Genomic DNA, 23,158 nt, shown 5'->3' on the forward strand with positions numbered 1-23,158 from the left:
CCTTGCCTGATGGCGGATGGGACCCCTGCCACGGGCAGGGAGGCTTAAGGGGAGCAGCGGGCAGCCGGAATACGCTTGTTCCGGCTGCCCGGTGCTGTTGAGACGGCTACTGTTCGGAGCCGTACAGGTTGCCGATCTGGGTGGCGCTCATGGCGCCTGCCCACACCCGCACGTTCGCGATGTGGCCGGGGAAGTAGCGGGTCACGGCGCCGTCGATCTTGGCGCGGCCCACCTCGAACTGGCCGCTGCCCTGCCACGGAGCGGTGTAGGCGACCCCGTGATCGCCGTCGATCTGCTGGGTGTCGACGTACAGGAACAGGGCACCGCGCGGGCTGTCGTCCGTTGCGTCCCCGCCGGCCTGCTGGGCGTCGTAGACGACCGTCAACCGTACCCAGGTGTCCTTCGCCGCGACCTCGGACTGGGCGCGCGTCCAGGTGGCGCCGGAGGCATCCTTGTTCGGGCGTCCGAAGTGCCACTTACCCAGGGATGAGCCTGCGGGCTGCTCGTACCACACGCCCCACGAGGACTGCGTAGCGCCGGGCTGTCCGAACACCTGCACCTGGTAGCTCTTGGAGGTGTCCGCGAGCTTGCTGCCGTCCAGTCGGACCCAGGCGGTTGCGGTGAAGGAGCCGGTGTCATCGACTATCGGGCCCCCGGTGGAGGCGTATCCGCTGGTGCCGTTCAGAGCCATCACCTGGCGGGTGGGCAGGCCAAGGTCCGGATTGCCGAGGGTGTCCGGGTCAGTGGCCAGGGTGGCGCCGTTGAGCGTCATGGTGCGGCCGTAGCCGGAGTTGTCGCTGATCGTGGTGCCGGAGGCCTTGGTGGCGTCCCAGTCCCCCAGCATGGCCACCGTCGGGTCACCGGCGGTGCCGTCGCTGGAGTCCTCGTCCTCCAGTACCGCGTCCTGGATCACCTCGGTGTCCGCGAGGGCGCGCGACCAGACGTGGACTTCGTCGATGCGTCCGTTGAAGTATTCGCGGAAGGCGGCGATGTAGTGCAGCCGGCCGACCTGCAGTGCGCCGGTGGCATTCCACGGCGTGCTGAAGGGCACTGGGCTGCCCTGCGGACGTCCATTGACGTAGAGCTGGATGGTGCCCGCTGCCGCGTCATACACGCCAGCCAGGTGAGTCCACACATTCAGTGTGGGGGGCGTGGCCGAGATGGAACGGGTGATGGCCGGGTCGGCGACATCACTGTTGTGACGGTTGAAGATCCACGCTTTGTAGGCGGAGGAATAGTAGAGCTGGAAGCCGGATCCGTTCGTGCCGGCCTGCGACAGGATGGTGTAGTTGCGGGAGGCGTCCTCCAGGCGCACCCAGGCCGACACTGAGAAGCTCTTGGTGGTGTCGAGCACCGGACCGGATGTCGCAGCGTATCCGGTGGTGCCGTCCAGCTTCAGGGAATGTGTCCCGGCTCGCGCAAGGGGCGAGTACGAGAACGTGCCTGTGGGAGTGAGTGGGTGGGCTGTCGCCGTAGTGGTGTCGGCGCCGTTGCTGTCCAGGTGCCAGATGCCCGTGGGGAGCTCGGCTCCCTTGACGTTGAAGCTGTAGTAGCCGGTCAGTGAGCTGTGTCCCGCGTCGTCGAATCCCCAGACCTGGATCGTGTTCTCGCCCGCCTGGTTGGGAGTGATGGTCCGGTCCAGTGAGGCGCCCTTGGCGACCTTGATCGGATCGGAGATCTTGCCGCTGTTCAGCTTCCACTTGTACGACGTCACGTCCGACTGCAGACCGGCTGTCTTCGGATCGGCGTCGCCGGGCGTGAAGGTGAACACCCCGCTCTCCCCCACTCCCCCGGATGCCGGATTGCTGTCAGCAGGCTTGTACTTTCCGTCCTTGCTGGAAACCACCGGTGGCGGCGGGCTGTCCGTGTCGACACGGAAGTAGCACCAGGACGACCACGCCGACGTCAGTGTGCCCGTCGCGCCCCGATCCGTCTTGTAGTAGGCCTGGGTCCGGGCATGCATGCGGTAGTCGGTCTGCGCTGCCAGGGTGCCGGTGGTGGCGTCCCGCTTGGCGTTGTCGGCCACCCACTCGCTTGTGGGCGAGTCCGCGCTCCACACCTTGGCCGAGCCGTCGGCCTTCCATACCTCGAACTGGGCCCGCAACTGGGCATTGGCACCGTCGGCCGACCGCACGGTCGCGAACATCTTCGGTGTGGTGTCGCTGGTGGCGAACGGCTGAGTGGAGGCGTTGCAGACCGAACCCGTGGTGCCCTGCTGCACACCGACCGGCGTCGGAACGCTGGGCTGGGAGATGTAGGTGACCGACAGCTTGGCGTCGTCGCGGAAGCGCGCCCATGATGCGGTGGAGCTTTCGTCGTGGGCGGTCAGCGAGAACGTGATCTGCGACTTCTGCTTCTCCACGTAGTCCCGCACCGTGGGGGTCAGGTTCTCGTCGGTCTCCGAGCCGACGTTGTCACTGAAGCGCACCCAGTTCGCCGGCTGGGACGGACTGCACAGGGTACCGCGACCATAGGCGACATACCGGTCCCCCATGAGATCAACAGCCTTGGGCCTGGTAGACCACGTGGTGCTCGAGGAAATGTCCCTGTCCACGAGACTCAAGTCGTACGGGTGCGTGTCACAGGTGAACGTCCAGGTCTGGTAGGCCTCGAAGGTGACGTCCAGAACCTTCTTCCCATACAGCGACGTCAGCGGGTACTCGTAGTAGAGGCGCTGCGTGTAGGGCGAGTACGAGCACAGGTAACCGGCGTAGTTGGCGCAGTAGCCGGTGCCCTTGTCGCCGCTCCACTCCCAGAACCGGTCACCGTCCGACGACAGCGCCGTCCAGTCGTTGTGGACCACGCCCTTGACGGGAGGGTCGATGTAGACGGGGTAAGCGGTGTCCTTGCCACGCAGCAACTGCAGATCGGGGACGAGCTTGAGCTTGTCACCGGTGACGGCGACGTCGACATCGGCAATCTTGTCTCCGGCGCCGGGACCCCGGGACGGATCATCCGAGCCACCGTCATCGGCTCCGGAACCTTCTTGAGCACTCAAGGCGGCCTGCCGCACCACGCCGCCTTGAGCACTCACGCCCGCGCTGTCGCCGGTGGAGTCCCACATCTGCCCGCCGGGGCTCTCGAACACCTTGGCACCGTTGCCGTCCACGGCCGCCAGCCCGCCGTCCCGACCCGGCTCAATCCGCACGCCCTGCCCAGCCACGGCCATCTCAAGGTGTTCCAGCTCAGGATTGGAAGCAGCCTGCGCGTCCTTGACGATCAGCACCTGCGTGAAGCCGGTCCTAACCGCAGTCACCTTGAGGTCAACACCCGGAAGCACATCCGGGTAGGTGGCGGAACTCCCGGAGACTTCCGGCTTCGGCAGCACTGAAGGCCACGCCAAAGACAACGACTTGCCGTCCTTGGTGAGGGTCACCAGGTGCTTCTGGCCACCCCCGGAGAACGCAACATTCGTTGTCGTCGCCTTGGCATGGATACTGCCATCGGCCGATGGCTCCAACGTCGTGTCAATCGCCGTCCAGGAACCGTCATCCCGGCGAACACGTACCGGAACAGCGCTCGTTTCCTGGGTGAACGTTCCGTCAGGATTGGCGAACACCTGCGAGGTTTCAGTGCGCTGAGCCGCAACCTCCACCTGCTCGCCCGACGCCGCCGCAGCCGTTGACGCCTGAACTTCCGGACTCTCCGACTGCGCCCCCTCGGACGCGACCGTCTGCCGTGCTGCCGCCAGAGCCGGATCTGCGACAGACAGTCCTGTGGCAACTGACGCCAAAACCAAGACCGCACACCACCTGCGACGCAGACGGTGCCTCCCCCACCCCTTCACAAGCCCCCCAAGAAAAAACATGGTTTACCCATAGGTCGGTCAAGTGTTCTGGCGAGCACATGCCAAGTCAACTGTGATCGAGGTCACTTAACACAAAGATCGCTGCAGGCCAGACGCTATGAATCCCATAAGAATGTGGTGCAAATGACCTGGCTTTGCCGACCTGGCGCGACCGAAAGAAGTAGGGTTTTGTGCCAGTTGCTGCGGCCGGCCCCATGAGGCTCAGGCCCCGAGGCAGGCTCTCGAAGCCGTCCGGAGCGGGAATGGCGCGACCGGCCGCCGACCGAGCGGAAGATGCGCCAGCAGCACCTGGGGGAGGAGATCGAGGACATCTTCCGCCGCTTTGGGGGCACCTACGGCTCGCCGAAGGTGTTCATCGAGCTGGTGCGCCGGGGCTGGCGGATGTCGGTGAACACTGTCGCGAAACTGATGGCCGAACTCGGGCTGGCGGGCCGGAAGGTCAAGCGCCGCCGGTCGCTGACCGGGCCGGGCACGCGGCCGGCCGCCCCGGACTTCGTCCGCCGGGACTTCACCGCCGAGGAACCGGACCTCATCTGGACAGGCGACATGACCAGTCGGCTGCTCGGCTACGCGATGGGCGCACGGCACGACGCCGAGCTGGTGGTGGCCTCACTCAACATGGCCGCGGCCACCCGCGACGGCGACGTCCGCGGCGTGATCACGCTAACCGACAGGCGCAGCGAATACTGTTCCCGGAAGTACAAGCGGGCCTGCCGCAAGCTGGGCATCGTGCAGTCGATGGGCGGAGTCGGATCCTGCTTCGACGCCGCGAGCGAGGCGTTCAACAGCGTGCTCAAGGTCGAGTACGTCCACCGGCGCACCTTCCGCACCCGCACCGAAGCCCGCATCAAGATCGCCGCCTTGATCACCGACTTCTACAACACCAGGCGGCTACACAACGTGTGCGGGTTCAAGAGCCCGATCGACTACGAACGCGAGTACTGAGCCACCCTCGCCGAGGGACTGGCCGCATAGATCGTCTCCACGCCAGGAGGGGATTGACAGGTGATCGAACTCACGTCTATCGAACGGATCTTTGCTTCGGCTTTGCGTGACTCACAGTCGTCAATCACCAACCGACGGCTAGAGTCGAATGCCCGGGCAGTCGACGGAGGGGAAGACGCCAACTCATGGGCGGCAAGGACGAGATACTCGACATCAAGGTCGACGACATCAAGACGGCGGCGCCCGCCTTCCACCGCGAAAGCGTCGCCCTCGCACACGCGCTGACCACGCTGAAGCAGGGCCTGGCCGCGGCAGGCGCCCCATGGGGCGACGACGAGCAGGGACAGAAGTTCCACACGGCCTACGACCCGCACGTCACACGCATCGAGCACTCCACGCAGATCCTCGTCGACGGCCTGGCCAGTATTCACGCGGGCCTGGCCGACATGGCCGACAAACACATCGACAACGAGGAACGCATCCGGGGCATGTTCGGCCACCACGCCACGGGTGACGGCACGTGAGCGTCGCGGACAAGGCCCGCAAGGTCGTCCAGGACCTGACGGGCATGTGGTGGCCGGACGCCGACGAGGACGGACTGCGGGACGCGGCGCGGGCATGGCGGTCGTTCGCCGACGACGTCGAGGACATCACGGCTGCCGCGAACAAGGCCGCCCGTGGGCTGATCGAGGACAACAAGGGCGAGTCGATCGACGCCTTCGATGCGTTCTGGCGCCGCTACTACGACGGCGGCCGGGGCTGGCTCAAGGACCTGGCGGATGCCGCCCGGGACATGGCCAAGGCGCTGGACTCCTATGCGGATGCGGTGCACGGTGCGAAGAAGCACCTCGAGCACGAGCTGGAGATCGTCGGCGCGACGCTGGTTGCGGGCACCGCGCTGGCGGTCTTCACCGCCGGTATGTCCGAGGGCGCTGCGGTGGCTGCGGCGGCGGGCGTGACCGAACTCGCCGCCTCTTTGGGCGTGGCGGTGACCGAGGAGGTCGCCGCCATCGCCGGCACCACCCTGGCCACGGCCGCCTTCGGCGGGGTGGAGTCCATCACGGTGGACCTGGCCGTCGCCCAGCCCACCGCCATGGCCCTGGGTGAGCAGACGACCGGCATCAACCTTGACGAGGCCCGGCAAGCAGGGGTCTACGGCGCACTCCTGGGCGGCGCCCTCGGGGGAGGAGGATCAGCAGTCCGCGCCGCACGCGACGCAGGCGGCTGGACCGAACTGCTCGGCGGCGTCCGCATGCCCTCATTCGGTCCCGAGCTGGCGGTACCCGGAGGCACGCCTACGAGTCTCGAAGACCTCGGACTGCTCATCAAGGGCGACGGCGAGCCCAACGCCTGGCCGCGCAGCAAACGCAAGGGCCGCGTGAACCCCCGGTACCGGGCGGATCTGGCCGGCGACGAAGGAAAGGGAACCCCCAAGTCCCATTCCCACACGCTGGAGAGGCACGTCGAAAAGACCGACGAGGAGCTGCGAGCCCGCCTGCGGAAGGATAAGAAGATCTCCGGTAGCTCCAGCTTTGTCAGTCCGGAAGCAGCGCAGGACCTTACAGACCGAGCGATGATTGAGCGGCAGCATGATGTGAGGCGCTGGCTGGAGAACACGAAGAAGTCGGAGCTCGAGCTTGAGGTCGACTTCGGTGACGAAGTCACCGGCCGTAGGCTGTCCCGGGAAGATTTCATCCGAGGCACCGGGCCGCACGATGTACACAAGGTCTTCCTGCTCCTGCGTCGTGATCCCAACATGCCGAGCGGTTACCGTATCCACACCTCCTACCCCAAAGCCTGAGCGCAAGGACCAACCGTGACATACCCCGAGGGTTTCCTGGACAGGGAAGAGCGATTCCCTGCACTCCACGAACTGCTCAATTCCTACGCCGACGCGGGTTACTCCTTCACGGACACTCCGGAAAAGCCCGGCGTGGCGCTCCAGGCGTATGTACGGCAGGTGATGCGGACGTCTGGAACCTTGGATTCGGTCATCGCGGAGATCGACGATCTCTTGCAGGTCGGCCTGTTCAACGAGGAGATCGCCGACGACGTCGACCTACTCCCCCACATCAACCCCCCGGCCGGACACACGGTGGAGCAGTGCCTGGCAACCATCCGATCCCATCTCGACCGAATCAGGAACGGCGGCGCCTATGAGAAGTCGCCGGTTCCGCGGACGGGTTGGGAATGGAAGAAACAGTTCCCTGAGATCTGGATGCTGCTCGGCGCCCGCTTCAACCAGGAGTTCTCCCGCTTCTACGCGTCCCACCGCGAAGCGCTCGACGATCACTTGTCACTCAACGATGAAGAGTCGCTGACCGAACTCGTCAAGGAACTTGAATACGTTCTCTCTGCGATCGAATCCGATGCCGAGTTGGAGCAGGTGGCGGATATTCTCGGACTCCAGGTGTACCCCCCCGAGGGCCTAACACTGCGCCAGTGGCTTACCGAAATGCAGGGCATTATCAAGGACCGTATTCGCACTGACGCCTCGTGAGAAGAGACCGGTCAGCGCTCGGCACGTCTGCTCAGGAAATCTACTCGCCTCGGCACCTTGGCGGTTTCTTCTGTCACCTCGCGCCGCACACCTCGCGACAAGGTCACCTGAGCATCCCATGCCCGTAGTCGTGGATCAGCGGAACGCCATCCGCCCGGCTCCGACTGAACAACGCTCTACGGGACAGAATCGGGGGACGAGTTGGGTCTACCGCTTGTTTTGGGCCTGGGTCCTGGGGGCGATCAGGGCTCGAGTGGCGGGCTCGGGTGCCAGGCTGAGGTCGGCGAGGTGCCGCTCAAGGCGGGTGTAGGTGTGCCGGGCGGCGTCGTGGCGGCCTTCGGCTTGGTAGAGGCGGATGGCGTGCTGAGCAAGTCGTTCGTGGTCGGGATGAAGCGTGGCCAAGTGTTCGACAAGCTTCAGAACCTCATCTCGTTCCCGCTCCGTGGCACTGGCTCGTTCGGCCTGGCGAGCCAGGCGCAGGGTGGCGTCGGTCGCCTGGATGGCGAGGTGTTCACGGATGGTGTCGGCCCATAGGTAGTCGCTTCCTTGGGCGAAGGGTCCGCGGTAGTGGGCCAGGGCAGCGCGTACAGCGGACAGATCAACTTGCGTCTCAGACCTGCTGGAGGTGGAGAAGGCTACTTTCAGGCAGCGGGTGAAGTCGGCGAGGTCGGGGTGGAGTTTGTGGAGTTCTCCTTGGAGGAGGATGAATTCTTGGGCGGTGATTCCGGTGGCGGTGCGCAGGGCGCGGCGTACGGCGCGGCGTAGGTTTTTCAGCGCGTTTTGGTCGCTGCCTGAGGCCAGCTGGAGCTTGTCGGCGATGTCGGAGGCGAGGAGGCCGGTGGGGTGCGCGGCGAGCAGGGCGAGGAATTCGTGGACTTCGCTGCGCAGGTTGGTGCCGATGAGGTCGGGGTTGCCTCGGGCGTAGAGGGTGATGGGCCCCAGCGCGTGGAGCCGTACGGGCTTGCTCTGCGTCGGGCCGGACCTATCCACCCGGTGGGGCCGAGCGGGCAGGTCATCGGGTACGGGCTCCGCGGGCGGATCGGGGTGCTTGCTGTTGGCGGGCTGGCTGGGGATGGGAAGGATCCGCAGGCGGGGCCGCTGGCCGTGGGCGGTGAGCAGGACGTCGGTCATGCCAGCGGACTTCGGCCCGCCTCGGAGAGCCGACGCAGCCGACCAGCAAGTTCCTCTCGAACCGGCCCTTGGGTGCTCGCCGGACGCCGGTTGTGCTCGTGCACGGCGCGTTGCACCGCTTCCAACTCCTGCAGAATTTGCGCGGCCTCCGGCACCGTGCCCGCGTCCGCGCCGTGCAGCCGCTCGATCAGGCGGGACAGCGGATCCGTGTCGGCCATCGGCGCGCGCAAGCCGGTGATCAGGAACTTCTCGCGCACAAGCGCGCCGAGCAGTGTGCCGATGTTCTGCGGCTCGGTTCGGGGAAAGGAGGCGGCCAACTGCTCTGCAAGGGCGGCGAAGTGGACCGGCCCGCGCGCGAGGTCCTCGATCACGCGGACCGCGGTGGTGCGCCGGACGGTGGCGCCCATCGGTCCGCCATGCGGGACGTGCAGGCGTCCACCGCGGCGCGCAGCCAGGTTGTTCAGGACGACATCCAGGCGCTCCAGCAGCGCGGGACACGCCTCCAAGCGGACGATGACGTCGTCCAGCCACTCGGTGTCCACCCGCGCCACGGCCCGGTGTGCGACTCCCCATCTCGCGTACGGCGTGGAACCCACGCGGACCGGTGCCACCCCCGCGAAGAGGCCGAACGGGGTCGGTCGCCCGGTGGCACGCAGTACGTAGCGGACGGCGGCCATGGCCGCACGCCGGACCTGCTTGGGCCGAGCCGGCTGCCCGGCGCAGATCACGTCGACCCGCGCGGCAAGATCGCCGCTCGCCTGCCGAACGGCATCGGCGAACCGCGCGTCGGCCCACACCTGCTTCAGCCACCTGCCGCACCCGTCCGTGTCGGACGGATTAGGCCACCATCCAGGCAGACTCGTCAGCGGCATCGCGGCGGCCCGGAGCAGAGCCGCGCCCGTGTGCTGGTAGAGCGTACGGCGCTGCCGATTGCGGGATTGGAGTGTTCAGGCCGGTAGACCTTGGCGAAGTGGTAGCTCACTCGGCCCCCTGGCCGTCCAGCCAGCGATCCAGGTCGGCGGGGCGGCATCGAAGCGACTGCCCTACCTTCCGGAACGGGATCTGTTCGGCCTTCCAGTTCCCGTACACCCAGGAACGGGGCTTATTCAGATAGTCGGCCACGTCGTCCACGGTCATCAATCTACTCATTCACCACTTCCCTTTGGCCTGCGCGCTCTCCGTCGTAACTGTTCAGTCCTGCTCAGCCAGGAGTTCGGCGAAGCTGCGGATCTTCACTCCGTGCTCGGCCGCACGAGCCTCCATGCGGGCGGCGAGGAAGGCGAACAGATCATCGATCTCGAAGCAGTCGGTGATTGCCTGGCCGCTCGTGGTCTCGTCAGCGTGCATCGTTGCGCTCCCTTGTTCGCCGGTGGGCGGCGCTTCCGCCCGTTGCTGTCTGTCCTACTTCCAGAAGTACGCTCATCCACCCGCACTGTCAAACCTAGGTGTGACCACCCGGGGTGGTGTACGGTGTGGCCGTGACTGAACACATCGAGATCACGCAGGACGTAGGACCGTGGCGCGTGCTCATGCGCTGGGCCGCCAACGCCGACCCGGCCAGCGGACCCACACGCGTACTGATCACCCCACACCCGGACGCTGACCCCGCCACCACACAGGGCGGCCTCGCCTCCACGGTGCTGCGACAGATCGACTTCAAGAAGGCAGGAGACCAGTTCCGCGCCGCCCGGCCGGCCGCCCCTGAGCAGCAGGTCACGCAGGACACCGAAGCAGAGGCGCTGCGTTGGCTGCTCGGCACGGAAGGCATCTCGGATGCCTACCTGGCGTTCCTCGCCGAGTCCTACGTTCGGGCCGTTGCACGGGCCGTGCCCAACGTCACGGCGCACCTGGCCGAACTAACCCACAAGCGTCCCGAGACGATCCGAGGCCACCTGAAAGAGGCCCGGAAACGGGACCTGCTGACCACCGTGCCTGGCAAGGCCGGAGGGCAGCTCACCGCCAAGGCGAGGGAGATCACGACAGGCGAATACCTCGACAAGATCACCGATCACCTCATGGGTAACGACTAGGAAGGAATCGCACTCACGTGGCAAAGCGCGGTAACGGTCTCGGGGGGACTCCAGTGGAGATCCCGCGCAAGGGCAGACCGAACACCTGGGGTGTGCGCACCCCGCTCCACTTCGACAAGGCGCAGGGCAAGAAGATCCGTTACTGGATCGGTCGGGACTATCCGACCAAGACCGCAGCAGAGAAGGCGCTGCGGGAGTGGCACAGCAACTACGAGGCGGGCAAGATCGCGGCCCGCTCTGACATGAAGCTGGGTGACTGGCTCGACAAGTGGCTGTCGAATCTCAGGAAGGAGGGAACGACCGTGGCCGGATACGAGACGAAGATCCGTCTGCACATCAAGCCGCACATCGGCAGCGTCAAGCTGTGTGAGGTCACCGACGACACGCTTGATGATCTGTACCGGCTGCTGGAGACGACCCCGTGCCCGACCAACAAGGGCAAGCCGCTCGGCGCGAAGAGCGTCCGGCACATTCACAACATCCTGTCCGGCGCTCTCGGGGCTGCTGTGCCCAAGCTGATTCCCGCCAACCCGGCGGCATCGGCTCACCCGCCCACAGCGCGGGAGATACGGGCGCAGGAGCAGAAGTACGCCACCGTGGACGACGGTCAGACGGCCCGCTTCTTGGCAGCCGTATGGGAGCCGTGCGGGAACCGCGCCTGTGACGGTGGCCTGACCCATCACTGTCTTCGTGATGCTCCGCTGTGGACCGTCTACGCCGCAACCGGCGTGCGGCGCAGTGAGGCACTGGGGATGAAGTGGTCTCTGATCCACTGGGAAGAGGGAGCCATCGAACTGGGCTGGGTCGTGGTCGAAGAGGGCAACACCTACCGCCTCCGGAAGCTGACCAAGGACGGTGACGACAACGCGCTGATCTACGTGGACCAGAGCGTCATGAACGTTCTGAAGTGGCAGAAGGAGCGGCAGGACGCCGAGCGTGCACGTCTCGGCTCCGCCTGGGTCGATCATGACCTTGTGTTCGCCCGGGACGGCTTCAAGCTCTACCGGGGCGAGGCAGGGGGCCCGCAGGACCCGGAGAAGGTGTCTGCACGGTGGCGCACCCTGCACACCCGCCTGCACCTGCCGGAGGACTTCCGGATTCACGACTGGAGGCACAGCAAGGTCACGAACGATCCGGAGGCCGGAGAGAACCCGGTAGAGGTCTCCGCCAACGTCCGGCACCACTCGCCGGGCTACACCATGGCCCGGTACGGCCACTCTCGTAAGGACGGAGCGCGCCGACTGGCCGCCTCCGGTGCGGGCCGACTCGGCCTGTCATCCCTGGTCTGACCTGGGGAATCGACAGGCTGTTGGTCACGTGGTTGGTCACGCCACAGTCTGAGAAACAGAAAAACCCCAGATCAACTGGGGTCTCTGCTGGTGTCCGAGGGGGGACTTGAACCCCCACGCCCGATAAAGGGCACTAGCACCTCAAGCTAGCGCGTCTGCCATTCCGCCACCCGGACGAGGTGTCCGCCGCCTTACCGGAGCTGTTCCCCGCGGCGACAGGGACAACAATACCAAGGTTTCGGAGTGCCCTTCACCTGCGTTTCCCCGCGGCCGGCGTCGCCCGCTCCCCGTGCCGACGGCAACGGGTGCCGCGGTGGGAAGCTCGTCGCCGCCGGGATCAACCGCATCCGGCTCGATCTGCCGCTGTCCACCCGCAGGGTGTCGCCCACCGGCCGGCCGACGAGGTGATCGCCGGGTGGCGTCCGTCGCGTGCGGACGCCACCCGGGCGTCCGTCACGGCATGAGCTGGTACTCGGGGAAGTTGCCCGGCAGCCGCTCCCCCGCAGGGCCCTGGGTCACCGCGCGGACCAGGAGGTCGCCGCCCACGAACGCGCCGCGCCAGGACGCGCCGAAGCCGCCGAACAGCTCGTCGCGGTCACCGCGGGAGCGGGGCTTGCCGTGGCCGGTCTTGAAGGCGCGGATCTGCGGGGCCAGCCGGTCGAAGGTCGCCCGGTCGTCGGTGGAGAGCGTGGCGACCAGGGCGCCGTTGGACGCGTTCATCGCGGCCAGCAGCTCCGCCTCCGTGTCGACCAGGACGATCGTGTCGACCGGGCCGAACGGCTCCGCGTGGTGCAGCGGTGAGGAACGGGGCGGGTTGAGCAGCGTCACCGGCTGGACGTAGGCCGAGGTGTCCTGGCCGGGCAGGAAGCGCGCGTCGGCCGCCTCGCCGCGGTGCAGCGGGATCGCGCCGCGGTCGATCGCCTCGGCGACCTGGTCGGTCAGCTCCTTGGCCTTGGCGGCGTTGATCAAAGGGCCGAAGTCCAGCTCGGGGTAGGGGTCGCCGGGGTGCTCGACCGCGAGCGGGTGGCCGACCCGGAGTGTGCGGACGGCCGGCAAGTAGGCCGCGAGGAAGGAGTCGAACAGGTCACGCTGGACGACGAAGCGGGGGTACGCCGTGCAGCGCTGCTTGCCGTAGTCGAAGAGTTTGGGGATGACGGCCGTGAGCGCGTCCCAGTCCGAGTAGTTCCAGATGCCCCAGGTGTTGAGTCCCTCCTGTTCCAGGATGTGCCGCTTGCCGAGGTCGGCGACGGCCGTGGCCACCGCGGCGCCCGTGTCCCGGCCGCCGACGAAGGAGACGCAGCCGATCTCGGGCGCCCGCACCAGCGCCTCCGACAGCTCGCCCCCGCTGCCGCTGACGAGGGTGACGGGGAGCCCCTCACGCGCGGCGAGCGCGCAGGCCAGGGTGAGGCAGGCGACACCGCCGTCGGTCGGGGTCTTGGCGATGACCGCGTTGCCCGCCAGGGCCTGTACCAGCATCGCGTGGACGAGCACGCTCATCGGATAGTTCCAGCTCGCGATGTTGGAGACCGGGCCGTCCAGCGGAGCCCGGTCGTCGATCATCTCTTCGATTCCGTCGACGTACCAGCGCACGCCGTCGATGGCCCGGTCCACATCGGCCTGCGCGAGCCGCCACGGCTTGCCGATCTCCCAGACGAGGAGGAGGGCGAGCAGTTCCCGGTGTTCGGTCAGGGCGTCGAGGGTGGCGGCGATCCGGGCCCGGCGTTCGGGCAGGGGCGTGTGCCGCCAGGCGCGGTGCTGGTCCAGCGCCGCGCGCACGGCGCGCCGGGCGGTGTCCCGGCCGACGCGTGGCGGGCCCGCGATGGGACTGCCGTCGACGGGGCTGGTGGCGGGCAGGGCCCGGCCGTCCGGCTGCCAGGTGGAGTTCCAGAGGTTGAGGACACGGTCGTCCCGGAACGCCTCGGGGGCGACGGCGAGAGCGCGCCGCCAGGCGTCGGACCAGGACGTGCCGGATTTGAGGGTGAAGGTGGGTGCCATGAATGAGCTCCGCTCTCGGTGCACGGGCGAGAGGAACAGGGCGCGTCCCGCGCACGGCTCGCACTGCCGTGCGCGGGACGTGGTACGTCGTGCGTCCTTCGTCGTTCGGGGGAGCCGGTGACGCCGCGTGTCGCGCGACGGTCACCTTCCGTCCACTATGGGTGAGGTCACGCCTGGTCTGCCAGTGCGCCGAGTGCCAGTCGTGCCGTTTCGGCCGGTGTGCCGCCCACTTTCACGCCGACCGCCTCCAGCGCCTCCCGCTTCGCGCGGGCGGTGCCGGACGAGCCGGAGACGATGGCGCCGGCGTGTCCCATGGTCCTGCCCTCGGGCGCGGTGAAGCCGGCGACGTAGCCGACCACGGGCTTGGTGACGTGGTCGCGGATGTAGGCGGCGGCCCGCTCCTCCGCGTCGCCGCCGATCTCACCGATCATCACGATCAGCTCGGTGTCGGGGTCGGCCTCGAAGGCGGCCAGGCAGTCGATGTGGCTGGTGCCGACGACGGGGTCGCCGCCGATGCCGACGCATGTGGAGAAGCCGATGTCCCTCAGCTCGTACATGAGCTGGTAGGTGAGCGTGCCGGACTTGGAGACCAGGCCGATCCGGCCGGGCTTGGTGATGTCGGCGGGGATGATGCCCGCGTTGGACTGTCCCGGGGTGATCAGACCGGGGCAGTTGGGGCCGACGATCCGGGTGCCCCTGGACTTCGCGTACGAGGTGAAGGCGACGGAGTCGTGGACGGGGATGCCCTCGGTGATGACCACCGCGAGGCCGATGCCGGCGTCCGCGGCCTCCAGGACGGCCGCCTTGGCGAACGCGGGCGGGACGAAGACCACGGTGACGTCGGCCCCGGTGGCGTCCATGCCCGCGCGGACGGAGCCGAAGACGGGGACGGCACTGGGGGCACCTCCCAGGCCGTCAAGGCTCTGGGGGATGTCGAAGTCGACACTGTGGCCCGCCTTGCGCGGGTTGACGCCGCCGACGACGTTCGTGCCGGCCGCGAGCATGCGGCGGGTGTGCTTCATGCCCTCGCCGCCGGTCATGCCCTGGACGAGGACCTTGCTGTCCTTGGTCAGGAAGATCGCCATGTCCGGTCTCCTCAGGCTGTCCGGGCGAGTTGGGCGGCACGGCGGGCGGCGCCGTCCATGGTGGTGGCCTGCTGCACCAGGGGATGCGCGCGCTCGTCGAGGATCGCGCGGCCCCGAGCCGCGTTGTTGCCGTCGAGGCGCACGACCAGCGGCCTGGTCAGCTCCACCGTGTCCAGGGCCCGCACGATGCCCTCGGCGACCGTGTCGCATGCGGTGATCCCGCCGAAGACGTTGACGAGGACCGACTTGACGGCCGGGTCGGACAGGATGACGGACAGCCCGTCGGCCATGATCCGGGCGGAGGCTCCGCCGCCGATGTCGAGGAAGTCGGCGGGGCGCGCGCCGCAGCCGGCGACCACGTCGAGCGTCGACATGACGAGGCCCGCGCCGTTGCCGATGACGCCGACCTCGCCGCCCAGCTTGACGTAGTTCAGGCCCCGCGCCGCGGCGGCCGCCTCCAGGGGGTCGTGGTGCTCGGCCTTCTCGGAGCCCCAACGCTCCTGGCGGAAGCGGGCGTTGTCGTCGAGGGTGACCTTGCCGTCGAGAGCGACGATCCGGCCCTGCCGGGTACGCACGAGGGGGTTGACCTCGACGAGGAGGGCATCCTCACGGACGAGCACCTGCCAGAGCCGTACGAGGACGTCGACGCTCTGCTGCGGCAGCCCGGCCGCACGGGCGATCTCGGCCGCCTTCGCGGAGGTGACACCCTCGGCCGGGTCGACGGGCACGCGCACCACCGCCTCGGGCCTGGTCGCGGCGACCTCCTCGATCTCCGTGCCGCCTTCCGCGGAGGCGATGGCGAGGAAACGGCCGGCCGCGCGGTCGAGGACGTAGGAGACGTAGAACTCCGCCTCGACGTCGACGGGTTCGGCGAGCATCACGGCGCCCACCGTGTGTCCCTTGATGTCCGTGCCGAGGATCCGGCGTGCCGTCAGTTCCGCCTCCGCGGGGTCCGCAGCGAGCCTCACCCCGCCCGCCTTGCCGCGCCCGCCCGTCTTCACCTGCGCCTTGACGACGGCCCGTCCGCCCAGCCTGCGGGCGATCTCACGCGCCTCCTCGGGCGAGTCCGTGACCTCGGCCCTCGGCACCACGATGCCGTGGTCCTCGAAGAGTTGCCTTGCCTGGTGTTCGTACAGGTCCATCCCGGCTCCTGTCTGCCAAGTCGTCTGGAGGCGTCCCCCAGACCCCCGAAAAGTGCCGCACGCCCCCTGGACACCACCCATCGGATGCGGGATAACAAGCTTCATACAGTATTCGTCGACTGTATGCAATGTACCGCGTGAGCCGCTCCAAACCCCTACGAAGGGACAGGACTTCGCCATGCCCGACGACACCCAGGACGTCATCTCCGGTGGTCATCTCGTAGCCAAGGCGCTGAAGGCCGAGGGCGTCGACCGCATCTACACCCTGTGCGGCGGCCACATCATCGACATCTACGACGGCTGCGTCGACGAGGGCATAGAAGTCGTCGACGTACGCCACGAGCAGGTCGCCGCCCACGCGGCCGACGGCTACGCACGCATCACCGGAAAGCCCGGCTGCGCCGTCGTCACGGCGGGTCCCGGTACGACCGACGCCGTCACCGGTGTCGCCAACGCCTTCCGCGCCGAGTCACCGATGCTGCTGATCGGCGGTCAGGGAGCGCTGACGCAGCACAAGATGGGGTCCCTGCAGGACCTGCCGCACGTCGACATGATGGCGCCCATCACCAAGTTCGCGGCGACCGTCCCGGACACGGCGCGCGCTGCGGACATGGTGTCGATGGCGTTCCGCGAGTGCTACCACGGTGCGCCCGGCCCTTCCTTCCTGGAGATCCCGCGCGACGTCCTCGACGCCGAGGTCCCGCTCGGCAAGGCCCGCGTCCCGGAGGCAGGCCGCTACCGCGCCTCGACCCGCTCGGCCGGCGATCCGGAGGCGATCGAAAAACTCGCCGACCTGCTCGTGCACGCCGAGAAGCCGGCGATCCTGCTGGGCAGCCAGGTGTGGACGACCCGCGGCACCGAGGCCGCCGTCGAGCTGGTGCGCACCCTGAACATCCCCGCGTACATGAACGGCGCCGGCCGCGGCACCCTCCCGCCCGGCGACCCGCACCACTTCCAGCTCTCGCGGCGCTACGCCTTCTCGAACGCCGACGTCATCGTGATCGTCGGCACGCCGTTCGACTTCCGCATGGGCTACGGCAAGCGGCTCTCCCCCGACGCGACCGTCGTCCAGATCGACCTCGACTACCGGACCGTCGGCAAGAACCGCGACATCGACCTCGGCATCGTCGGCGACGCGGGACTGGTCCTGAAGTCGGTCACCGAGGCGGCGTCGGGGCACGCTTCTAATGGATACAGGAACGGCGGCGCCGCCCAGCGCAAGGCGTGGGTCGACGAGCTGCGTGCCGCCGAGCAGGCCGCGATCGAGAAGCGGCTGCCGCACCTGAAGTCGGACGCCTCGCCGATCCATCCGTACCGTCTGGTCAGCGAGATCAACGACTTCCTCACCGAGGACTCCGTCTACATCGGCGACGGCGGCGACATCGTCACCTTCTCCGGTCAGGTCGTCCAGCCCAAGTCGCCCGGGCACTGGATGGACCCGGGCCCGCTCGGCACGCTCGGCGTCGGCATCCCCTTCGTGCTCGCGGCCAAGCAGGCCCGGCCCGACAAGGAGGTCGTCGCCCTCTTCGGGGACGGCGCCTTCTCGCTGACCGGCTGGGACTTCGAGACCCTGGTCCGCTACGACCTTCCCTTCGTCGGCATCGTCGGCAACAACTCCTCGATGAACCAGATCCGTTACGGCCAGGCCGCCAAGTACGGCATGGAACGCGAACGGGTCGGCAACACGCTCGGCGACGTGCACTACGACAAGTTCGCCCAGATGCTGGGCGGTTACGGCGAGGAGGTCCGCGACCCCGCCGACATCGGCGCCGCGCTGCGGCGCGCCCGCGAGTCCGGGAAGCCCTCGCTGATCAACGTCTGGGTCGACCCGGACGCGTACGCCCCCGGAACCATGAACCAGACCATGTACAAGTGAGGAGCGCTTGGCATGACACACACCCCGACCAAGGCTCTCGACGGCATCCGCGTCCTGGACATGACGCACGTCCAGTCCGGGCCCTCCGCGACCCAGTTGCTCGCCTGGCTCGGAGCCGACGTGATCAAGCTGGAGGCGCCGACCGGTGACATCACGCGGGGGCAGCTGCGCGACATCCCGGACGTCGACTCCCTCTACTTCACGATGCTCAACTGCAACAAGCGAAGCATCACCCTCAACACCAAGACCGAACGCGGCAAGGAGATCCTCACCGAGCTGATCCGGCGCTCGGACGTCATGGTCGAGAACTTCGGACCGGGCGCGGTCGACCGGATGGGCTTCACCTGGGACCGCATCCAGGAGATCAATCCACGGATCGTCTATGCCTCCATCAAGGGGTTCGGCGACGGCCCCTACACCAACTTCAAGGCGTACGAGGTCGTCGCGCAGGCCATGGGCGGGTCGATGTCGACCACCGGCTTCGAGGACGGGCCGCCGCTCGCGACGGGGGCACAGATCGGGGACTCGGGGACGGGTGTGCACGCAGTGGCGGGGATTCTCGCGGCGCTGTTCCAGCGGGAGAAGACCGGGCGTGGGCAGCGGGTGAACGTGGCCATGCAGCACGCTGTGCTCAACCTCTGCCGGGTGAAGTTGCGCGACCAGCAGCGCCTGGCCCACGGCCCGCTCGCTGAATACCCCAACGAGGACTTCGGCACGGAAGTTCCCCGCTCGGGAAACGCGTCCGGCGGCGGCCAGCCCGGCTGGGCGGTCAAGTGCGCGCCGGGCGGCCCGAACGACTACGTGTACGTCATCGTGCAGCCCGTCGGCTGGAAGCCGATCAGCGAACTCATCGGTCGGCCGGAACTCGCGGACGACCCCGAGTGGGCGACGCCCCAGGCCCGGCTGCCGAAGCTGAACAAGATGTTCCAGCTGATCGAGGAGTGGTCCTCGACGCTGCCCAAATGGGAGGTCCTGGAGCGGCTGAACGCGCACAACATCCCGTGCGGGCCGATCCTGTCGACCAAGGAGATCATCGAGGACGAGTCGCTGGCCGCCAACGAGATGGTGGTGCGCGTCCCGCACCCGGAGCGCGGCGAGTTCGTGACCGTGGGCAGCCCGTTGAAGCTGTCCGACTCCCCCGTCGAGGTGAGCAGTTCACCACTGCTGGGCGAGCACAACGAAGAGGTCTACATCGGCGAACTGGGCCTCGGGGACGAGGAGCTGCGCCTGCTCAAGTCGAACGGAGTGATCTGACGTGATGGCCGAAGACCGGGCACTGAGGGTGCGGTCGCTCCTGGACGCCGTGCGGGCGGAGGGACGGACCGCGCTCACCGCACCCGAGGGCAAGGTGATCGCCGACGCGTACGGGATCGCCGTACCGGGCGAGGAACTGGCGAGGGACGTCGACGAGGCGGTGGCGTACGCGGCGCGCTTCGGCGGGCCCGTCGTGTTGAAGATCGTCTCGCCGGACATCCTGCACAAGACCGACGCCGGCGGTGTGGTCGTCGGCGTGGAGGGCGCGGCGGACGTACGCGCCGCCTTCCACCGGATCGTCGAGAACGCCCGCGCGTACGCCCCGGACGCCCGCATCGAGGGCGTACAGGTGCAGGAACTGCTCCCCGAGGGGCAGGAGGTGATCGTCGGGGCGGTCACCGATCCGACGTTCGGGAAGGTCGTGGCCTTCGGGCTCGGCGGGGTGCTCGTCGAGGTCCTCAAGGACGTCACGTTCCGGCTGGCGCCCGTGGACGGCGACGAGGCGCTGTCCATGCTCGACTCGATCCGCTCGGCGGAGATCCTGCGCGGGGTGCGCGGCCGGCCGGGCGTGGACCGGTGGGCGGTCGCCGAGCAGATCCGCCGGGTCTCCCGGCTCGTCGCGGACTTCCCGGAGATCGCCGAGGTGGACCTCAACCCGGTGATCGCCACCCCGGACGGCGCGGTGGCGGCGGACATCCGCGTGATCCTTTCGGACGCGCCCGTGAAGGAGCGCCGGCGCTACACCCGCGAGGAAATCCTCGCCTCCATGCGCCGGTTGATGCAGCCGTCCGCCGTCGCCGTGATCGGCGCCTCGAACGAGCACGGCAAGATCGGCAATTCGGTGATGCGCAACCTCGTCGACGGCGGCTTCTCCGGAGAGATCCACCCGGTGAACCCCAAGGCCGATGACATCCTGGGCCGCAAGGCGTACAAAAGTGTCGCCGACGTTCCCGGTGAGGTGGATGTGGCGGTCTTCGCGATCCCCGCCAAGTTGGTGGCCTCGGCCCTGGAGGAGGTGGGACGCAAGAGGATCCCCAACGCCGTACTGATCCCCTCCGGGTTCGCGGAGACCGGTGAGCACGTGCTCCAGGCCGAGATCGTGGCGATCGCCGAGCGGTACGGCATCCGGCTGCTCGGACCGAACATCTACGGCTACTACTCGACGTGGCAGGACCTGTGCGCCACGTTCTGCACGCCGTACGACGTCAAGGGCGGCGTCGCGCTGACCTCGCAGTCCGGTGGCATCGGGATGGCCATCCTGGGCTTCGCCCGCACCACCAGGACCGGTGTGTCCGCGATCGTGGGCCTCGGAAACAAGTCGGACCTCGACGAGGACGACCTGCTGACCTGGTTCGGCGAGGACCCGCACACCGAGTGCATCGCGATGCACCTGGAGGACCTCAAGGACGGGCGCGCCTTCGTGGAGGCGGCGCGGGCGACCGTCCCGAAGAAGCCGGTCGTGGTCCTGAAGGCGGGGCGCACGGCGGCCGGTGCCAGGGCCGCCGGCTCGCACACCGGGGCGCTGGCGGGCGACGACGCCGTGTACGACGACATCCTGCGGCAGGCCGGTGTCATCCGGGCGCCCGGGCTGAACGACATGCTGGAGTACGCGCGCGCGTTGCCGGTGCTGCCCACCCCCAAGGGCGACAACGTCGTGATCATCACGGGCGCCGGCGGCAGCGGCGTCCTGCTGTCCGACGCGGTCACCGACAACGGTCTGTCCCTGATGGAGATCCCGCCGGACCTGGACGAGGCCTTCAGGAAGTTCATCCCGCCCTTCGGTGCGGCGGGCAACCCGGTCGACATCACCGGCGGTGAGCCGCCGTCGACCTATGAGGCGACGATCCGGCTGGGGCTTGAAGACCCGCGGATCCACGCGCTGGTGCTGGGCTACTGGCACACCATCGTCACTCCCCCGATGGTCTTCGCGGAGCTCACCGCGCGCGTGGTGGCCGAATTCAGGGAGCGCGGCATCGACAAGCCGGTGGTGGCGTCGCTCGCCGGTGACGTCGAGGTCGAGGACGCCTGCCAGTACCTGTTCGAGCGCGGGGTCGTGGCGTACCCGTACACGACCGAGAAGCCGGTGGCCGTGCTCGGCGCGAAGTACCGGTGGGCGCGGGCGGCCGGACTGTTGGGGGGCGGTTCATGAGGTGAGTGAACCGCGGGGCGACCGACGGTGCGCGTCGGCCGCCCCGGGACCCGTGCGCGCACGAAAGGCATTGGACAGGGGGCGCTGGCCAGAACTTTCGACGCAAGAGGTGCACGAGATGACATCCACCCAACATCCGACGTCCGTCACCTGCAGGGAGGCGACGGACGGCAACAGCCGCGCAGACCGGATCGGCGCGTCGGACGCCGGCCTTCCGGAGCGGCAGGACTCTCCGGCGGCCCGGCGGTCCTTCGGGATCGCCCTCAAGGCGCTGCTGCGCACACACCGCTGCGGGCGCCGCGGCAGGCGGGTCACCGCCACCGCGATACCGGCCCGCTTCCTGAAGACACCGGGCAGGCCCAGCGTCCGGCGCATCGTCCCCAACCCGCACCCGCTCGGCGAGGAGATGGCGTGACATGACGGCAGACCCCATGGCAACGAACAGTTCGTCGGCCGGATCCGGCACCGCGCACCACCCCTACCGGGAGGTGACCGATGCGCATGGCCGGGTCTACCGTGTCGGCGAGACGGACCGGGACATACTCGGTCACTCGCGCAAGCTCATGGTGTACCTCCCGTGGATCTCCATGATGGCCATCAGCGTCTCCGAGTACGCGTACGGCTCCGCGGAGGACACCCTTTCCACAGCCCACGGCTGGACGCAGAGCAACACCTTCTGGATCCTCAGCGTCTGGGTCTTCTTCCAGGCGGGCATCGCCTTTCCGGCCGGCTGGCTGCGCGAACGGGGCCTCCTCACCGCCCGCAGGGCCATGTACACCGGCTCGGCGATGTGCCTCCTCGGCTTCCTGGCACTGTCGCACTTGGACGACGTGCTGCTGGCCGTCCTCGGCTTCGGCGTCGTGGGCGGCATCGGCTCCGGGCTGATCTACGCGACGTGCATCAACATGGTCGGCAAGTGGTTCCCGGAGCGGCGTGGCGCGAAGACGGGCTTCGTCAACGGTGGCTTCGCCTACGGCTCGCTGCCGTTCATCTTCATCTTCAACTACGCCTTCGACACCGGCAACTACAACGAGGTGCTGGACCTCATCGGCGTCTACGTGCTGATCGTGGTCGCCTGCTGTGCCTGGTTCTTCCAAGACCCACCGAAGAACTGGTGGCCGGCCGACGTCGACCCGCTGTCGCACTCCGGCAGCATCAGGAGCGCCACGAGCCTCGCCAAGAACCCCCCGGCGGTGCGTCAGTACACACCCAGGGAGGCCATCAGGACCGGCATGCTGCCGCTGATGTGGGTGACCGTCGTGATGACCGCCGGAGTCTCGATCTTCGGGATCTCCTTCCAGGTCGGCTTCGCCAAGGAGATCGGCTTCGGACCGCTGGTCGCGGCCTCGTCGATGGGCGTCATGGCCGTCATCAACGGTGTCGGCCGCGCGGTGGTGGGCTGGCTGTCCGACGTGTGGGGCCGCAAGACGTCCCTGGTCTTCGTGATCGTGGTGCTCGGGCTCGCCCAGTTCGGCGTCATCTGGGCCGGCGACACGAAGAACGAGTGGCTGTTCCTGTTCTTCGCCTTCCTCTCCGGCTTCGGTGGCGGCGCGTTCTACCCCATGTTCGCCGCCCTGACGCCGGACTACTTCGGCGAGAACTACAACGCCACCAACTACGGGCTCGTCTACAGCGGCAAGCTGGTCAGCGGCCTGTTCGGCGGCGGTCTCGGCTCGATGGTGGTGGGTGCCTGGGGCTACAACGGCGCCTATGCGCTGGCCGGCGGCGTCTCCATGGTCGCGGCGGCACTGGCGCTGTTGTTGCGGCAGCCCGGGCGAGGCGACACGGCCGCGGGCACTCCCGCACCACAGGCTGCGGGGTGACGGCACCGTCCAGGCCCGAAGTGGGGCGATGGGTTCGGACCCACCGCCCCACGTGCGGCGACCGGCGCCGTGGCCGGCCCGCACGCGCTGGTGCCGCAACGGGCCAGGTGTGGTGACCCGCAGGGTTGTTC

Annotated in this window: 19 protein-coding genes and 1 tRNA gene; 11 read left to right on the forward strand and 9 right to left on the reverse strand. The window is 68.0% G+C overall.

Going from position 1 to position 23,158, the window contains the following annotated elements; translation table 11 throughout:
• Positions 1-106: 106 nt before the first annotated feature.
• Entirely contained in the window at positions 107-3,733 is a 3,627-nt protein-coding gene (locus SY2F82_RS05915) for a LamG domain-containing protein (protein WP_236041224.1), read from the reverse strand.
• Between the two features lie 348 nt (positions 3,734-4,081).
• On the opposite strand from SY2F82_RS05915, the gene SY2F82_RS05920 reads away from it, so the two are divergent.
• The 4 genes from SY2F82_RS05920 (at position 4,082) to SY2F82_RS05935 (ending at position 7,253) form a co-directional block, all read left to right on the forward strand.
• A complete protein-coding gene (locus SY2F82_RS05920) occupies positions 4,082-4,753 on the forward strand; it encodes an IS3 family transposase (protein WP_200417899.1) in 672 nt (223 codons plus the stop codon).
• Between the two features lie 185 nt (positions 4,754-4,938).
• On the forward strand, positions 4,939-5,277 hold the full coding sequence (locus SY2F82_RS05925) for a WXG100 family type VII secretion target (protein ID WP_200417900.1): 339 nt from the start codon (positions 4,939-4,941) through the stop codon (positions 5,275-5,277).
• Between the two features lie 44 nt (positions 5,278-5,321).
• Entirely contained in the window at positions 5,322-6,554 is a 1,233-nt protein-coding gene (locus tag SY2F82_RS05930; protein ID WP_200417901.1) for an RNase A-like domain-containing protein, read from the forward strand.
• Positions 6,555-6,569: 15 nt separating this feature from the next.
• On the forward strand, positions 6,570-7,253 hold the full coding sequence (locus SY2F82_RS05935) for a contact-dependent growth inhibition system immunity protein (protein WP_200417902.1): 684 nt from the start codon (positions 6,570-6,572) through the stop codon (positions 7,251-7,253).
• 207 nt (positions 7,254-7,460) lie between these two features.
• On the opposite strand, the gene SY2F82_RS05940 is transcribed toward SY2F82_RS05935, so the two are convergent.
• The 4 genes from SY2F82_RS05940 to SY2F82_RS05955 all read right to left on the reverse strand — a co-directional run bounded on the left by SY2F82_RS05940 (position 7,461) and on the right by SY2F82_RS05955 (position 9,731).
• Positions 7,461-8,384, reverse strand: a complete 924-nt coding sequence (locus SY2F82_RS05940) for a bacterial transcriptional activator domain-containing protein (protein ID WP_200417903.1) — start codon at positions 8,382-8,384, stop codon at positions 7,461-7,463.
• Positions 8,381-9,256: a lantibiotic dehydratase gene (locus SY2F82_RS05945; RefSeq protein ID WP_236041225.1), complete on the reverse strand. Its 876-nt coding sequence runs from the start codon at positions 9,254-9,256 to the stop codon at positions 8,381-8,383. Before SY2F82_RS05945 ends, SY2F82_RS05940 begins: the two co-directional genes overlap by 4 nt.
• Positions 9,257-9,362: 106 nt before the next feature.
• Positions 9,363-9,521 carry a helix-turn-helix domain-containing protein gene (locus SY2F82_RS05950; protein ID WP_200417904.1) on the reverse strand — a complete coding sequence of 53 codons (159 nt, stop codon included), beginning with the start codon at positions 9,519-9,521 and terminating at the stop codon, positions 9,363-9,365.
• 54 nt (positions 9,522-9,575) lie between these two features.
• On the reverse strand, positions 9,576-9,731 hold the full coding sequence (locus tag SY2F82_RS05955; protein ID WP_200417905.1) for a hypothetical protein: 156 nt from the start codon (positions 9,729-9,731) through the stop codon (positions 9,576-9,578).
• A gap of 131 nt (positions 9,732-9,862) precedes the next feature.
• On the opposite strand from SY2F82_RS05955, the gene SY2F82_RS05960 reads away from it, so the two are divergent.
• Both SY2F82_RS05960 and SY2F82_RS05965 read left to right on the forward strand, forming a co-directional pair.
• Positions 9,863-10,414, forward strand: coding sequence for a hypothetical protein (locus SY2F82_RS05960; RefSeq protein ID WP_200417906.1), 552 nt, complete (start codon positions 9,863-9,865; stop codon positions 10,412-10,414).
• A gap of 17 nt (positions 10,415-10,431) precedes the next feature.
• On the forward strand, positions 10,432-11,703 hold the full coding sequence (locus tag SY2F82_RS05965) for a tyrosine-type recombinase/integrase (protein WP_200417907.1): 1,272 nt from the start codon (positions 10,432-10,434) through the stop codon (positions 11,701-11,703).
• Positions 11,704-11,791: 88 nt separating this feature from the next.
• Here the strand turns inward: SY2F82_RS05965 and SY2F82_RS05970 are convergent.
• From SY2F82_RS05970 to sucC, 4 genes are all read right to left on the reverse strand, one after another.
• Positions 11,792-11,879: transfer RNA gene (locus SY2F82_RS05970), tRNA-Leu, on the reverse strand.
• Positions 11,880-12,156: 277 nt separating this feature from the next.
• On the reverse strand, positions 12,157-13,698 hold the full coding sequence (locus tag SY2F82_RS05975) for an aldehyde dehydrogenase family protein (protein ID WP_200417908.1): 1,542 nt from the start codon (positions 13,696-13,698) through the stop codon (positions 12,157-12,159).
• 167 nt (positions 13,699-13,865) lie between these two features.
• Positions 13,866-14,783, reverse strand: a complete 918-nt coding sequence (gene sucD, locus SY2F82_RS05980; RefSeq protein WP_200417909.1) for a succinate--CoA ligase subunit alpha — start codon at positions 14,781-14,783, stop codon at positions 13,866-13,868.
• An 11-nt stretch (positions 14,784-14,794) separates the two neighbouring features.
• Complete coding sequence (gene sucC, locus SY2F82_RS05985) at positions 14,795-15,925, reverse strand: ADP-forming succinate--CoA ligase subunit beta (RefSeq protein ID WP_200417910.1); 1,131 nt, start codon at positions 15,923-15,925, stop codon at positions 14,795-14,797.
• Between the two features lie 178 nt (positions 15,926-16,103).
• Here sucC and SY2F82_RS05990 point away from each other — a divergent pair, with 178 nt between their 5' ends.
• The 5 genes from SY2F82_RS05990 to SY2F82_RS06010 all read left to right on the forward strand — a co-directional run bounded on the left by SY2F82_RS05990 (position 16,104) and on the right by SY2F82_RS06010 (position 23,027).
• Entirely contained in the window at positions 16,104-17,801 is a 1,698-nt protein-coding gene (locus SY2F82_RS05990) for a thiamine pyrophosphate-binding protein (protein ID WP_200417911.1), read from the forward strand.
• Between the two features lie 12 nt (positions 17,802-17,813).
• Positions 17,814-19,055, forward strand: coding sequence for a formyl-CoA transferase (gene frc / locus SY2F82_RS05995; RefSeq protein WP_200417912.1), 1,242 nt, complete (start codon positions 17,814-17,816; stop codon positions 19,053-19,055).
• A gap of 4 nt (positions 19,056-19,059) precedes the next feature.
• The gene (locus SY2F82_RS06000) at positions 19,060-21,204 is read left to right on the forward strand and encodes an acetate--CoA ligase family protein (RefSeq protein WP_200418599.1); all 2,145 of its coding nucleotides are present in this window, start codon (positions 19,060-19,062) and stop codon (positions 21,202-21,204) included.
• A gap of 118 nt (positions 21,205-21,322) precedes the next feature.
• On the forward strand, positions 21,323-21,619 hold the full coding sequence (locus tag SY2F82_RS39800; protein WP_374707129.1) for a hypothetical protein: 297 nt from the start codon (positions 21,323-21,325) through the stop codon (positions 21,617-21,619).
• Position 21,620: 1 nt separating this feature from the next.
• Positions 21,621-23,027, forward strand: coding sequence for an OFA family MFS transporter (locus SY2F82_RS06010; protein ID WP_200417913.1), 1,407 nt, complete (start codon positions 21,621-21,623; stop codon positions 23,025-23,027).
• The last annotated feature ends 131 nt before the right edge of the window (positions 23,028-23,158 follow it).

Source organism: Streptomyces sp. Y2F8-2, from assembly GCF_014905555.1.
Lineage (GTDB): Bacteria > Actinomycetota > Actinomycetes > Streptomycetales > Streptomycetaceae > Streptomyces > Streptomyces cynarae.